Consider the following 14,671-nt stretch of genomic DNA (forward strand, 5'->3'; position numbering starts at 1 on the left):
CCTCCAATCTCACGACCGATACCCGCGTGCGAAACGTTTTATTTTGGACTATCGTCGCCGGAGGCGGATGACTGGACGGTACGACACGCGGGACACGAGGGAGGGCCGACTGACGGAACTGCTCGTGACGCTCGGGGTCACCGAGCCGGACCACGTCTCCGTGGAGCCGGAGGGCGGGATCGCCCGCGTGGCCGCCGCGCTGTTCGTCTCGGTTTCGGGATTCGCCCTGCTGATCCCGAACGTGACCCCGCTGGTCTCGGGAGGCGAACCCCCGATCGGGATCGCCCTCTCGGTGCTGGGGACCGTGCTTTCGGTCGCGCTGGTGCTCGTCGGCGGGCTCTTATACAGGAGCACGTTCACAACGCGCAACGCGGTCCGCATCGCCGTCTGGAGCCTCTTCGGGATCGTCGTGCTCGGCGGGATCATGCTCGGGATCATCCGGTATCAGGCGCAGCTCGGGACGCCGATGGTCGCGCCCACCTTCACGGTCGCGAAGGTGCTCTCGATCGGCGCAGTCGCACACGTGATCATCGGGGTCTACGACGCCCGACGGGTCCGCGCCCAGCAGCTCGCCAATGAGCAGCGCCGAGTCTCCGTGCTGAACCGGATGATCAGGCACAACCTCCGAAACGAGACGACGGTGCTCGGCGGGCACGCGTCGCTGATCGCCGAGCGCGTCGACGATCCGGAACTCCGCGACTCGGCTGAGGCGGTGGCGAAGAGTGCCGCAGTGATCGGCGGGCTCGCTAAGGATGCGAACCGGCTACAGGCTGCCTTCGAACGTCGCCCCGACGCGCGTGGGGCGGTCCCGGTCGAGCCGCTGATCGAGGACGCCGCCGAGGCCGCCCGCGAGGCCGGCGCCGAGACCGTCGCGGTCGATGTCGAGCCCTGCGCGGCGCTGGCCGACGACCGGCTCGCGACCGCGGTCGAGGAGCTCGCGACGAACGCGCCCGAACACGGCGCGACCGCGGTCGAGCTATCGGCTCGCGCGGTCGACGGCGGCGTCGAAATCGCCGTCACCGACGACGGTCCCGGGATCCACGAGTCCGAGAGCCGCGTGATCACCGGTCGCGACCCGGAGACGCAACTGGAGCACGCGAGCGGGCTCGGGCTTTGGATCGTCCGGGCGACCGCCGACGCGTTCGACGGGTGGCTGTCGATCGAGACGAGGCGCGCGGGCGACGAGGGCGCGAGCGACGACGAGACCGGCACGACGGTGACGATCGGGGTTCCGGCACCGTAGCCGGAGTTGCTGTCAGACCGCCGCTCCCGGCCGAACCGTTAGGTCCCCCGCGTTCTTACGGCACACATGGAGATCACCGGCCCGTGGGACCGCGAGCGCGTCGACGAGTTCCTCGACGAGGCGCGGGTCCCGGTCCGTCTCGGCTGTCGCACCCCGCGCGACGCGCCGTGGATCGTCTCGCTGTGGTTCGCGTGGGACGGCGCGATCAACTGCGCGACGAGCGCGAGCGCCGACCTCGCCGACTTCCTCGCGCACGACGATCACGTTTCCTTCGAGGTGTCGACGAACGAACCCCCTTATAAAGGCGTCAGGGGACGAGGGCACGCGACGGTAACACCGGACGCGGACAAAGAGCTGTTGCGCTCGCTGTTGGAGCGGTACCTCGACGGCGTCGATAACCCGACCGGCGACCGGCTCCTTCGGCCGGAACGCGAGGAGATACGGGTGCGGATCGAGCCGGAGCGGCTGCACTCGTGGGACTACAGCGGGCGGATGGGGCCGGCCGAGCGCTGATTCTACTTCCGCAGCTCAGCGACCGAGGTGCCGCAGATTTTCCGTCTCGACGCGGTCCGGAACCGCGTCGACCGCGCGCGGCACCCAGTCGTCGTGGCCGAGCGTGAGTTCGGTGTCGGGGTTGGACTCGGCGAGACTCGCGACGCCCTCGGCGGCCGCGACCTGCGCCGCACCGTCGATCCGCTCCGGGACCTCTGCGGTGAGCGGGTACGTCTCGGAGAGCGCGCGAGGGAAGGGACCGAACGGGGGTTTCACGCGCCACACCGCGTCGTAATCGTGGTTCGACGGCGCGTCCGACTCGGTGAGGAGAAGGCGGTCGGGGACCGCGAGCCGCGAGAGCCGGTCGTGGTGTCGACTGACCTCGGGGCGGCGGGCCGACTCGTGGGAGGTGTAGAAGAACGCGTCCTTCGAGACCGGGTCCGTCCGCTCCAGTTCGTCGGCGTGATCGAGGAGGACCCGGAACCCGTCGAGCATCGCGGGGTGGCCGCGGGCGCGGCGGTCGACGAGCTGAAGGAGGTTTCCGGACCGGATCGCGGCCTTCACGCGCCGTAGCTCTTCGAAGGTGACGTGGAGGTTGTGCTCGGCGAGGAGCTGCTCCGCGGACTGGTCGGCGCTGTCCCCGCCGCTCCCGTCCATCTCTCGGAGCTCCGCGGGCGTGTACTCGGCGCAGACGGGACACGAGCAGGGGAAGTACTCCATGTCTTCGAGGTGTTCGGTCCCCGAGACCGTCAGGTACCGGCCGTCACGGGCCATCAGCGCGTAGGCGGCCGAGTCGAACAGGTCACAGCCGGCCGCGACCGCCAGCGCGAGCATCATCGGGTGGCCGGCGCCGAACAGGTGGACCGGCGCGTCCGGGTCGAGCCCGCGTTTGGCCGCCCGCACCGCCTCAACGACCTCGGCGTAGCGGTAGGAGTTCAGCAGGGGAACCATCGCGCCGACCGGGAACACGTCCAGATCGGTCGCGCTCGCGTGGCGTCCCGCCTCCTCGCGGAGGTCCGGGAACGTCGACCCCTGCACGGGGGCGTTGACCAGCATGTCGCCCGTCTCAGCGGCCTCGGCGTCGGCGAGCGCCTGCTTCGTCGTCTCCAGTTCCCGCTCGGCGCGCTCGCGGTCGACATCGGGCGGCGTGGGCACGTCCACCGGGGTGGCCACGTCGCTGCCGATCTGCCGCTGGAACTCGATTATCTCCTCGGTGGTCACGTCGATGTCGCCGTACTCGGCGAGCTGGAAGGAGCCGGAGTCGGTCATGATCGCGCCGTCGAACCCGAGGAAGTCGTGGAGCCCCTGATCGAGGACGCGGTCGCGGATCCGGTCGGTGCTCCGGATGATGTAGGAGTTGGTGATCAGCATCTCCGCGCCGAACTCCTCGGCGAGCCGCCGCGGCTCGATCGTGAGGACGTTGGGGTTGACGACCGGCAGGAGCGCCGGCGTCTCGACGGTCACCCCGGCGCGGGGGACCTCCAGCCGCCCGATCCGCCCGGCGGCGTCGTGGTCCCGGATTTCGAAGTGATCGCGCATACCCGGAGTCCGGGGACGCGGGCGGTAAGGGTTGCGTTCGGGGGCGACGAGTCGATACTCCTCAGAGCCCGGTCGGGTGGCTCACGTACGTCGTCTCCAGTCCCCACTCCTCGGTCAGCGCCTGTAGCGACCGAACGCCGAACGTCTCGGTCGCGTAGTGGCCCGCGAGGAAGACGGTGAGTCCGGCCTCGCGCGCGTCGTGGTACACTTGCCCTTTCCCCTCGCCCGTGACCAGCGCGTCGGCGCCCGCGTCGACCGCCTCGTCGAGCCAGTCGGTCCCGGAGCCAGTGACGACCGCGATGCGCTGGATCTCGTCGGGCCCGAAGTCGATGACCTGCGTTGGCGACTCCTCATCCTCGCCGTCCGGCTGGCCCTCGAACCCGTCGAGCGTCTCACGGAGCGACGCGGCCGACCGCGGCGCGTCCGCCTCGCCGATCGTTCCGATCGTGACCGGTCCGATATCGCCGAACGGCTCCCGGTCGTCGAGACCGAGTTCCGCCGCGACGCCGGCGGCGTTGCCGAGGTCGGGATGGCCATCGAGCGGGAGGTGCGAGACGTACAGGGCGAGGTCGTGGTCTGCGAGCGCCGCGACCCGGTCGTACGTCCGGTCCGTGACGCGGTCGATCCCGCCCCACGAGATCCCGTGGTGGACGACGAGGACATCAGCGTCCGCGTCGGCCGCGGCTTCGATCGTCGCGTCCGCGGCGTCGACCGCGAACGCGACGCGCTCGATCTCCCCTCGGTCCGACCCCACCTGTAACCCGTTCGCGCTGGCGTCGACGTCGGCGTACGCGGCCGTGTCGAGCCGATCGTCGAGCCGCCGCACGTACTCGGAGCGCTCCATACCGACGCGTGCGTCGGGCGGGAGATAAAGCGCGCGGCTCCGGCGAGTCGGTATCTCGTCGACTGCTACGCTCTCTCCGCGACGAACGCCTCGACGGCCTCGCGGTCGGGGAGCGCCGTCATCCCTCCGTGGTCCCGCACCGAGAGCGCGGCCGTCGCGTTGGCGAACGCGAGCGCGTCGGCGAGGTCCGGCGGGTCACCGGCGTCGTCCGCCCCCGCCGCCAACCGGTTTATCAGCCCGGACGTGAACGCGTCGCCGGCGCCGGTGGCGTCGACCGCATCGACGGTGAATCCCCCGTGACGCGCGGTCGTCTCGCCCCACGGCGCCGCGTCCATGCTCGCTGCGACCGCGCCCGCTGAGCCGAGAGTGACGACCGCCGTGTGCGGGCCGAACTCCAGTACGTCCCGGGCCAGACCCTCGCCCTCGCGCGAGGAGATACCGGTCGCCGCCACGTCCTCGTCGCTGGCGAACGCCACGTCGGTGTCCGCGAGGATGTCGCGAATCGCCTCGACCACCGCGTCCCGCTCACCCTCCGGAACCAGATCCGGGCGGTAGTTCACATCGAACGAGACCGTACAGCCGCGCTCGTCGGCGACGGCCGCCAGCTCGCGCATCGCCGTCCGACCCACCGGGTGCGTCAGGGCGACGCCGCCGAGGTGGACCCACGAGGCGGACGCCAGCGCGTCGGTCGGGACCGTGTCGGGCTCGAACCCGAACGTCACGTCCCGCGAGCCGTAAAAACGGAACCGCCGACCGTCGACGCCGGGCGGCGATACCACCGCGAGAGTGGTGTTGCCGGCGACGCGCTGAGAGAGCGCGTCCGGGACGCCCTCCTCATCGAGCGTCTCCCGCAGGAAGTCGCCGAAGGGGTCGTCGCCGAGCCGGGTCCAGAACGCCGGCGGCGAGCCGAGCCGCGTGAGCCCGACCGCGACGTTGGCCGGAGCGCCGCCCGGTCGGTGCGTGAAGCCGTCCACGTCGTGCAGCGTCTCGCCCGCCCCGGGAAGCAGGTCGACGAGCGTCTCTCCGGCCACGAGAATGTCCGTCATGAGTGGAAGGAGGGGTGCCGGCCGGTATGAAAGTTCGCGGTTCGTCGACGGGGTCGGCAGCTCGCGGACGACCCTACTCGTCGGTTTCGGTCTCGTCCGACTCGTCCGCCGCCGCGACCTCTTCCGCGACCGCCTCGAACGCCGCGAGGATGACCCGCTTGCAGGCCTGCCCCTCGGTCGTCCAGTGCTGTGCGTAGTCGAGCATGTCGTCGTAGATGTCGGGCTTGCAGCCGGCCGCCTGCGGGTGGCCGCCCCCGTTCACCTTCCCGGCGACCTCGTGGGCGTGCTGGAAGTCCTCGGAGCCGCGGATCGACGCGGAGCCGGCGGGCTTGACGATCACGGCGCCGTCGGCACCCTGCTCGCGAAGGGCCTCGGCGACCTCGTTCTGCGAGCAGCGGCCGTACGTCACCGCGACGGTCCACTCGCCGATGTCGTGGGTGACCGCGCGGTCGACGGCGGCGTCGATCCGAGCGTCCTTCTCGACGCGCCGATCGGCGACGAACTCTCGGACCGTTTCGGGGAGATCGGCGCCGTACGCGCCCACGATCGTCGTGTACTCCTCGCTGCCGGCCCAGTAGGAGTAGTCGGCCAAGTCGTCGGAGCGCGAGTCCTCCTTGATCCAGAGGTCGTGGTCTCGCGTCACGACCGCCAGCTCGGCCCACCGGTCGTCGAAGTCGTGATCGAGCGAGCGGAGCGCCACGTCGGCGGTACACTCCTCGTCGGACTCGCCGACGACGAGGTCGACGCCGAGGTCGCGGACGGCGGCGGCCGTCGACTCGTCCCACTGGTGGTGGTCGAACCACCGGATCGAGGCGGTCGACTCGGCGAGCGCCTCCAGCGGCTCGGCGATCCACTTGTAGTCGTCGGGACAGAGGTCACAGACGAACAGGTCCACGTCGTCGTCGGCGTACGCGAGCACGCGTTCGAGCGACGTGTCGATGGAGTACGGCCCGGCGGCGATCAGCCCGACCGACGACTGCGTGTGGGCGTTCTCGGTGGGGTCGTCCTCGCTATCACCGTCGTCGGCCTCGCTCTCACCGTCGCCGAGCCGCGCCGTGATGGCCGCCTCGAAGTCCGCGGCGTCGAGCGCGGCGTCGTACGCCTCTCGGACCATCGCCGCGCAGGCGAGCCCGTCGGCGTCGCCGTCGGCGATCACGATCGCCTCGCTCCCCTCGATGACCTCTTTCGCTCGCGTCTCGGCGCGCTCGTCGTCCAGCGAGTCCGGGTAGAAAAAGCCCTTTCCCGGCAGTCGCGTGTACCGCGAACGGGGGATATCCGCCTCGTCGATGAGTTCGTCGTCCATACCGTCGAACCGAGCGGGAACGGGAAAACTCCGCCGTTCTCGGGCGATCAAAGCACGTAAATCCGTGCCGCAGGCCCTCAGATTGTCGTCCGCCGCGGGCCCTCAGATTGTCGTCCGCCGCGGGCCCTCAGATTGTCGTCCGCCGCGGGTCCTCGTCGGTGAGCTGTCGGACGGTGAGCACGGGAATCGGACACGTCCGGACGACGCGCTCGGCGACCGAGCCGATGAGGAACCGATTCTCCCCGTGTCGCCCGCGCGTCCCCATCGCGACCACGTCGGCGTCGATCTCGCGCGCGTACTTGGAGATCTCGGCCGCCGGCCGTCCCTCGCGTGCCTCGATCGTGATGTCGAGGTCGGCGTCGCGCGCGGTCGCGGCGTCGGTCACCTGGTCGAGCGCGGCCTCACCGTGATCGTCGAGCGCATCGCGGAGGTCGTCGCGGACCTCGTCCGGCGTGGACTCGACCTCGCCGCTGTCGACGACGTAGACGGCGTGGACCTCCGCGTCGAACCGCGCGGCGACGTCGACCGCGACGTCGACGGCCCGGCGGACGCTGTCGGAACCGTCGGTCGCGATCACGATCGTGTCGAACATACGCACCCGTTCGCCGAGGTGATAGTTAAAAACAGGCGGTCGGGTTCGGTAGGGCATATAAAACTGCGACCACGGCAGCGGCGGTTGCTTATAAATAGACGGCTGAGTCCGTTGAGATCCTCAGGAAGTGAGATGTTCTGACTCAGCCACGGTCAATACAGGGGTGTATGTAGCAAAAGAAATGCGTTCATTACCAGCGGCTCCCTCGAACCGTGTCGCGGATATTGTCGGCTTATTTTCGGAGTAATTTGAAGGAGCAGCATAACTTTCAGATTCGTTTGCGAGGTAGACTCATGACGCAGTCAGTGCCGGCTCCTCGATCGCTGCGGGAACGACTGGCTCGAGGCTACAATCGGGTGAGCGGCATCGTGTCCTCAACGAACAAGCAGATCACGGTGAATTATCGGATACCATGAGACTCACGCTATCGGCATCCATGACCCGTGTACTGCTCGTCAGTCTGTGCATTGGACTGATTGTTCTATCTGTGCCAACCGCTGTGGTTCAGTCGATGCCCGACGACCAAGTAACGGCATCGCCGAATCAATCAGTTCAGTCAGCAACGCCAGTTGAGTTAACAAACAGTACAACTGAGGGTCCTCCAGGGACATCAGATACCGGGATAGATAACGTGACGCGCCTCATTGAGGCCCATCAATCGACATTGAATAACAGCATCTACGAGGAGCAGATGGAGTGGGACCAGGTTGCTGCTGTGTCGAGCCAGGGTATTGATTTTGTGCCGATATCGCTAACAAGTACTAATGGTGCAAACGTTTCCCGCACCAAGATTGCCAGCGAGGGCGTTGTGAATGAGTATTGGGTCACCGAGAATTCGACTGCAGGTAAGACAACCACGGACTACCTAGGCACACAATCCGCAAATTATGATTATCACAATCGTCCACTGTCGTTTCAGGATGCAGGAAGTGAAACGGTACACGATTGGTTGAACACCTCCACGTACGATTTCACGGGGACAATCACCCGAAGCAACGGGACACTATACGAGTTCTGGGCCGATGGACTCCGGGGAGATACCACCCCAATTGAGGACGCTCACGCCCGCGTATTGATCGACCAAGAGGGGGTTATTCACGAAGCCGTCGTCACACGGATCTACAGCCAAGGGAACGAAACGGTGACCGCGAGGCTGGCCTACGCGGTCCGGCGGACTGGAACGACCCCACCAACACGGCCCGACTGGGTCACTGCTGAACTCCCCCATTTGGACGCGTCGGTAATCGGGAACGGAACGGTCATTGCGTTAGAACACACCGGCGGCACGAACGTCTCGACGGCAACGATCTCTACGTACTTTCCGGATGGCCCGCAGCCCGAGACGGAGATTGAGACCTTTGAGCGCGGCGAGACCTTGTACCTCTACCGAACCGAAGCCGATCCTGACCGGGTTTTGGTGAGCGAGAATGAGGCTCCCGCGGTGAACGACTCATTCATACCCGTCGGCGAGGATCAGGTCTTTGTTAGCGTCTTCAAGTGGCCGGCGGCATTTTCCGAGGGGAACGGAAGTCTGCACATCGAACTAGAACCCAGCAATAGGTGAGCTTCGAGGCGCGAAGCGTTGATCGGTTATTTATAAGTAATCGAGTGGTGTTGCTGGCGGCTGTTTATAACTGACCGACAATTCCGCGGTGAACACTTCCAAAGCCTCGGTCGCCCGCAACCGTACCGTGCCTCACACCTCCCAAGCCTCGTCGGCACGCAGGGCGAGAGCGACGCTCTCGCTTGCAGACGGCGGCAAAGCCGCCGCCGACGCCACCGCCGAGTTTATTTATAAGCGATCGCCGCTGTCGCTCACGACTATTTAAATACGGTATCGATGCCACCGATCTGCGTCACACCCTCGATATCGATCGAGAGATTCGTCTACCGAGCGGTCGGTTCACGACGATAGATGTCTGGAAACGAGGATTTTGACAGAACACTCACTTTTAGTTGGCCCCGTACGTTCGGTCGGTAAACCCGTCTCTCCGGCGACTGCGCCGGGGTGCCCGATCCCACCATGCAACAATATCTCGATCTCGTCGACGACACCCTGTCGACGGGCACGTACAAGCCGAACCGAACGGGCGTCGACACGATCGCGACGTTCAGCGGGCAGTACACCGTCGACCTCTCGGAGGGGTTCCCGCTCCTCACGACCAAGAAGATGGACGGCTACCGCTGGAACTCGCTGATCCACGAGGTGCTCTGGTACCTCTCCGGCGAGGAGCACATCCGGGACCTCCGCGAGGAGACGAAGATCTGGGACGCGTGGGCCGACGACGAGGGCCGCCTCGACACCGCGTACGGTCGGTTCTGGCGCCGGTTCCCCGTGCCGGACGGCGTCGACGCGCTCCCCGGCGAGACGTGGCCGAAGGATGCGCACCGCTGGGTCACCGTCGAGGAGGGGCCGGAGGGCGTCGAGCGCCGGACCTTCGACCAGATCCAGTACGTGCTCGACACCCTCGACGAGAACCCCCGGTCGCGCCGGATGGTCGTGAACGCGTGGCACCCCGCCAACGCCGCTGTCTCGACGCTGCCGCCGTGTCACTACACCTTCGTGGTGAACGTCCAGGACGGGCGGCTCAACCTCCACCTCACGCAGCGCTCGGGCGACATCGCGCTCGGGGTGCCCTTCAACATCGCCGCGTACGCGCTGCTCGCGAACGCGCTCGCACAGCGAACGGGGTTCGAGATCGGCGAGTTCGGCCACACCGTCGTCGACGCCCACATCTACTGCGGGCGCGGCGATCGCGGGCAGTGGTACGCGAACAACCTCCGGTACGTGCAAGACCGGCTCGCGACCGTCGAGAGCAAGGCCGACTACCTCGACGTGAAGAGCTGGGTCGAGCGGACCGCCCCCGACGAGGCGGACGGCGAGGAGAGGTACGACCACGTCCCCGGGCTGCTCGAACAGCTCTCGCGGGAGCCGCGCGAGCGACCCCGGATCGAGATCGCCGACAAGCCGCTCGACGAACTCACGTACGAGGACATCGAGGTCGTCGACTACGACTCCGCGGACGGCATCTCGTTCGCGGTCGCGGAGTGATGGCCGGCGACGCGTCCGCCGGCGGCGACGCTGATGCGGCCGACGGCACCGACATCGACCTCGTCCTCGTCGCCGCCGTCGCCGAGAACCGCGTCATCGGCGACGACGGAGGGATGCCGTGGCACTATCCGGCCGATCTGGCGCGCTTCAAGCGGCTCACGACCGGTCACCCCGTGATCGTCGGCCGCGCGACCTACGAGAGCATCGCCGACCGGATCGGCGGCCCGCTCCCCGACCGAACCAGCGTCGTGTTGACGACCCGCGACCTCGATCTCCCCGAGGGCGCCGTCGTCGCGAACGACCTCGACGAGGCGGTCGATCTCGCGGGCGCCGACGCCGCCGACCGCGGTGTCGACGACGTGTACGTCATCGGCGGTGCGACCGTCTACGAGCAGTTCCTCGACCGCGCCGACCGGATGGTGCTGACGGAGGTCCCCGAGCAGCCCGACGGCGACACGCGCTTCCCGGACTGGGACGACGAGGAGTGGGTCGAGACGGAGCGCGAGGTGGTCGGAGCTGACGGCGAACGCGGCGGCGAGGCCGACGCGCTCGCGTTCGTCACCTACGAACGGGTCGACGGGTGAAGACGAGAGACCGAGCCCGCTATCGGTTCACCGATCATAGTCTGCTACTGTGGAATCAGAACAGGAATTTTTCTTTATATTCATACAGTATTCAGTAGAGGCTCAACGAATATCCCACACTGTATCCGCGTAGTAGCGATCGACCAAACATTTTTGAGCCCATGGTGTGTTAGGAGTTCACATGGCACTATCAGAAACCTCGATCGAGCCCAGCCAGTGTCCGTTCTGCGGGACGGAAATCGCGTCACCCGGTGCGGGGTTCATGCGCCACGTCGAGAACGAGCCCGAGTGTCGCGACGCGTTCGACACGTGGCGCGACCGCGTCACCGACGACATGCGGGGCGGCTGGGCGGGGTGACGGCGACGCCGGCGCGCGTCGCGTTGTCTGGCGCTGACTCAGCTCCGCAGCGCCTCCACGGGTCGCTCGTTCGCCGCCTTCCACGCGGGGTACGCCCCGCTGACGATCCCCACACCGACGCCGAACACGAGCGCCAACAGGAGGTAGTAGCCGTTCGTCGGGTCGAGCACGAGTGCAGCGTCGACCGCGGGCGTCGTGGCCACCAGCCCGGCGACGAGCAGCACGGTCAGTAGGGTCCCCGCCGCCGCCCCCGCTGCGCCGATGAGCCCGGCCTCCGCCAACAGCACGCGCAACACGTCCCGACGCGTCACGCCGACCGCGCGCATCACGCCGATCTCCTGTCTGCGCTCGACCGTACTCATCAGCATGACGTTGAGGATCGAGACGCCGGCGACGACGAGCGAGATGGCACCGAGCCCGAGCAGGAAGGTGCTCAAGAGATCGAAGAAGTCGTTGATCTCGTCGACGACCGCGGCCAGCTCGAACAGGTCGACGCGCTCTTCGCGGACGTTCACCGTCTCGCGGATCGCGTCCGCGGCGGCTCGCGCCGTCGCCCCCGACTCCGCGACGACCAGCGCCTGTGCGTAGCCGTCGGCGGCGAACGCCGACTCCGGGAGGAAGACGGCGTTGTCGGGCGCGACCGGGCTGAACGTCTGGCTCTCGGCGAGCACGGCGACGACGCGGACCTGCGACCCCGCGATCCCGACGGTGTCGCCCGCACTAACCTCAAGATCCTCGGCGATCCCCGCGCCGACGATCGCGCCCCGCCGGTGGCGGTCCGGGAGCCTGCCTTCGGCGGCCTCGAACGCGAGGCCCGGCTCCTCGACGCCGTAGACCGTCACGAAGGTCTGTGTGCCCGCGCCTTCGACGACCGCGCTGTCCGAGTACAACGGGATGACGGCCGCGTCCCCGACCGCCGGGTCGTCAACGGCGCGCCGGATCGCCGCCACGTCGGCCGCCGAGAGCGACTCCACGCCGGCGTCGGCGTTCGGCGAGACCACCACCTGCGTGCCGATGTCGCCGATGGCGTCGTTGGCGCCGAGCGCGAGCACGTTTCCGAAGATCCCCAGCGCCGCGACCGCGAGCACACCGATGCAGACGCCGAGCACCGCCAGCACCGTCCGCACCCTGTTTCGCCGGAGGTTCCGCGCGGCCATCGAGACGACGGGGCGCCAGCCGCGAAACCAGCCGCCGACCCCTTCGCGGAGTCGACCGCTACCCCGCCCCTCCGACTCTCCGCTCCCCTCCGACTCTCCGCCCCCCTCCGACTCTCCGCTCCCCTCCGACTCTCCGCCCCCCTCCGACTCTCCGCCCCCCTCCGACTCTCCGCCCCCCTCCGCCTCCGCCCCCGGATCCCACGGCGGCCCCCTCTCGCCGCCGGTCATCGTTCCTCCGGTGCGGGTGCCGAGTCGGCGTCACGGGCCGACGAGAAGCCGTCCGCCGAGGACGCCCCGTCCGGGATTCCGCCGACCAGTACCCCGTCCGTGAGTTCGACGACGCGGTCCGCATACTCCTCGACCAGCGGATCGTGTGTGACGGCGATGACGGCGACCCCTTCCTCCTTCACGCGTTCGAACTCGGCGAGGATCGACTTGCCGGTCTCCGTGTCGAGGTTCCCCGTCGGCTCGTCGGCGAGCAGCACCGCCGGCTCGTTGATGAGCGCTCTGGCGATGGCGACCCGTTGTTTCTGCCCGCCGGACAGCTCCGCGGGTTTGTGATCGAGCCGGTCGCCGAGCCCGAACCGCTTGAGCAGGTCGGCGGCGCGGTCGCTCTCGTCGCCCGGATCGAACGCGGTCGGGAGCGCGACGTTCTCGACCGCGGTCAGCGTCGGCAACAGGTGGAAGTCCTGGAAGACGAACCCGATCGATTCCTTTCGAGCCGCGGTGCGCTCGGCGACCGTGAGCTCGGTCACGTCGGTACCGTCCAGCAGGCGCTGCCCCTCGGTGGGGTCATCGAGGAGCCCGAGCACGTTGAGGAGCGTCGACTTCCCGGAGCCGCTGGGGCCGACGACCGCGACGAACTCTCCCGGCTCGACCGCGAAGTCAACAGTGTCGAGCGCCACCACCGGCTCGCCGCCTCCGCCCGGGTACCGCTTGGTCACGCCGCGGAGCTCGACGCTATACATCGCGACGACGGATCACGCTCCCGGCGACCGCGACCCCCGCGCCGCCGACGAGCCCGACGATGCCGATCGCTCCGAGCGTCCCGACGGCGCCGGATCCCCCTCCACCACCGTCGCCCGAATCGGGAAGCGCCACCGTCTCGGTCTCGGTGTATCGGACGCCGCGCTCGGTGTACGCGATCCGGATCGGGACCTCGTCCGCCACGGAAGCGTTCACCGCGGTCCGCAGGTCGAAGGCGACGAAGTCGCCCGCGCCCACGCTGCCGACGAAGTACTCTCGGCCGGCCGGAGTCGGCTCGACCCCCTCGGCGCCGGCGACCGAGACGACGACGCCCTCTAGCTCGCCGGTGCCCGCGTTGCCGAGGTTGGCGTCCACGACCACTTCGCCGTCGGCGGTCGTCTCGACGGTCGCGTCGGTGACGGTCGGGCTCCCCTCCCGCGGCGGATACCGGAGCGTCGACGTCGCCGTCCGGTTCGCACCGGTGCCCGCTCGCGCGTCGAGTTCGGACCGGAACGCCGCCGTGACCGTCACGTCCGAGCGCTCGTCGAGGGGACCGAGGTCGACGACCACCTGCCGCTCTTCGCCGGGCGCGACATCCTCCACGACGAAGGGGCCGACCTCGACGGTCGGATCCGTTTCGTTACCGTCGCCGGAGCCCTCGCCGTCGCTCGTCCCGACCGGTGTTGTGACAGCGGTCAGGCTCACGCGGTCGGCCGTCGATGTCCCGGTGTTGACGACGGTCACCGCGACCGGGGAGTCGGCCGACTGGACCGACTCGGTCTCGTCGTCTTCGGCGGTCTGGAGCCCGCCGCCACCGCCGAAGACGCCCTCGATGCCGCCGAGGCTGATCCCGCCGGCGTTCTGGTCCTCGTCGTCGCTCCGGAGGTCCGCCGGCGAGAGCGCTCGGGTGCGCACGTCGAGCGCGATCTCGGCCGGCTGGACGTCGACGACCACGTCGCGGGTCACGGTGACGGTCCCGCCGTCGTCGTCGTCGCCCGTCGCCTCTTGCTCGGCGACGACCTCGACCGTGAGCCGGTGCTCGCCCGGCTCGCCGAACCGGGTCCAGAGGACCACGTCCGTCGCGTCGCCCGCCGAGAGCGCCCCGACCGCGGTCGCCTCGTCGCGGGGGTCGCCGTCTCCGTCGTTCCCTCCGTCACCGTCCCCACCGCTTGCGTCGAGGAGGCGGACGCTCGTCACGTCGGCCGCCGCGGGGCTTCCGCCGGAGTTCGAGACGGTCACGTTCAGGGCCGTCCGCTCGCCGACGGCGGGATCGCTCGAACTCACGTCGACCCCGTCGATCGCGATCCGGGCGTCGGGCACCGCCGTGACCGCGCCGACGGCCCCCAGTAGCGCCAGCAGGGCCAGCAGCGCGGCTGTGGTTCTCGTGGGTGTCAATGTCACCCCTGTTAGGGGGCCGCGCGGCATATATCCGTCGTAGGTGGGGATTGCTGACCGACGCGGACGCATATATGATGCGGGGTCTCGGACCGGATGT

The 14,671-nt window shown here is 68.4% G+C and carries 14 protein-coding genes; 6 read left to right on the top strand and 8 right to left on the bottom strand.

The genetic code is table 11. The annotated features are described in order from the left end of the window. Positions 1-67: 67 nt before the first annotated feature. Positions 68-1,243 carry a sensor histidine kinase gene (locus HLAC_RS10725; RefSeq protein ID WP_015910857.1) on the top strand — a complete coding sequence of 392 codons (1,176 nt, stop codon included), beginning with the start codon at positions 68-70 and terminating at the stop codon, positions 1,241-1,243. A 66-nt stretch (positions 1,244-1,309) separates the two neighbouring features. Then, positions 1,310-1,756 carry a pyridoxamine 5'-phosphate oxidase family protein gene (locus HLAC_RS10730; protein ID WP_015910858.1) on the top strand — a complete coding sequence of 149 codons (447 nt, stop codon included), beginning with the start codon at positions 1,310-1,312 and terminating at the stop codon, positions 1,754-1,756. Between the two features lie 15 nt (positions 1,757-1,771). Here the strand turns inward: HLAC_RS10730 and tgtA are convergent, their stop codons facing one another. From tgtA to HLAC_RS10755, 5 genes are all read right to left on the bottom strand, one after another. Continuing rightward, entirely contained in the window at positions 1,772-3,274 is a 1,503-nt protein-coding gene (tgtA, locus tag HLAC_RS10735; protein ID WP_015910859.1) for a tRNA guanosine(15) transglycosylase TgtA, read from the bottom strand. A 61-nt stretch (positions 3,275-3,335) separates the two neighbouring features. Next, on the bottom strand, positions 3,336-4,118 hold the full coding sequence (locus tag HLAC_RS10740; protein ID WP_015910860.1) for a Nif3-like dinuclear metal center hexameric protein: 783 nt from the start codon (positions 4,116-4,118) through the stop codon (positions 3,336-3,338). A 65-nt stretch (positions 4,119-4,183) separates the two neighbouring features. Next, complete coding sequence (locus tag HLAC_RS10745; RefSeq protein WP_015910861.1) at positions 4,184-5,164, bottom strand: carbohydrate kinase family protein; 981 nt, start codon at positions 5,162-5,164, stop codon at positions 4,184-4,186. A 73-nt stretch (positions 5,165-5,237) separates the two neighbouring features. Beyond that, positions 5,238-6,467: a DHH family phosphoesterase gene (locus HLAC_RS10750; protein ID WP_015910862.1), complete on the bottom strand. Its 1,230-nt coding sequence runs from the start codon at positions 6,465-6,467 to the stop codon at positions 5,238-5,240. Between the two features lie 127 nt (positions 6,468-6,594). Next, positions 6,595-7,059, bottom strand: coding sequence for a universal stress protein (locus HLAC_RS10755; protein WP_015910863.1), 465 nt, complete (start codon positions 7,057-7,059; stop codon positions 6,595-6,597). A 511-nt stretch (positions 7,060-7,570) separates the two neighbouring features. Here HLAC_RS10755 and HLAC_RS10760 point away from each other — a divergent pair. From HLAC_RS10760 to HLAC_RS19315, 4 genes are all read left to right on the top strand, one after another. After that, entirely contained in the window at positions 7,571-8,623 is a 1,053-nt protein-coding gene (locus tag HLAC_RS10760; RefSeq protein ID WP_015910864.1) for a hypothetical protein, read from the top strand. Between the two features lie 459 nt (positions 8,624-9,082). Further along, positions 9,083-10,111: a thymidylate synthase gene (thyA, locus tag HLAC_RS10765; RefSeq protein WP_015910865.1), complete on the top strand. Its 1,029-nt coding sequence runs from the start codon at positions 9,083-9,085 to the stop codon at positions 10,109-10,111. After that, a complete protein-coding gene (locus tag HLAC_RS10770; protein WP_015910866.1) occupies positions 10,111-10,695 on the top strand; it encodes a dihydrofolate reductase in 585 nt (194 codons plus the stop codon). The genes thyA and HLAC_RS10770 overlap by 1 nt, the downstream gene beginning before the upstream one ends. 181 nt (positions 10,696-10,876) lie before the next feature. Beyond that, positions 10,877-11,053 (top strand): DUF7501 family protein, encoded by a 177-nt coding sequence (locus tag HLAC_RS19315; protein WP_015910867.1) that lies wholly within the window; start codon positions 10,877-10,879, stop codon positions 11,051-11,053. Positions 11,054-11,091: 38 nt separating this feature from the next. On the opposite strand, the gene HLAC_RS10775 is transcribed toward HLAC_RS19315, so the two are convergent. From HLAC_RS10775 to HLAC_RS10785, 3 genes are all read right to left on the bottom strand, one after another. After that, complete coding sequence (locus HLAC_RS10775) at positions 11,092-12,210, bottom strand: ABC transporter permease (protein WP_154018580.1); 1,119 nt, start codon at positions 12,208-12,210, stop codon at positions 11,092-11,094. Positions 12,211-12,434: 224 nt separating this feature from the next. Further along, entirely contained in the window at positions 12,435-13,178 is a 744-nt protein-coding gene (locus HLAC_RS10780) for an ABC transporter ATP-binding protein (protein WP_015910869.1), read from the bottom strand. Then, positions 13,171-14,601, bottom strand: a complete 1,431-nt coding sequence (locus HLAC_RS10785; protein ID WP_015910870.1) for a COG1361 family protein — start codon at positions 14,599-14,601, stop codon at positions 13,171-13,173. The genes HLAC_RS10780 and HLAC_RS10785 overlap by 8 nt, the downstream gene beginning before the upstream one ends. Positions 14,602-14,671 lie beyond the last annotated feature (70 nt).

Source organism: Halorubrum lacusprofundi ATCC 49239, assembly GCF_000022205.1.
Lineage (GTDB): Archaea > Halobacteriota > Halobacteria > Halobacteriales > Haloferacaceae > Halorubrum > Halorubrum lacusprofundi.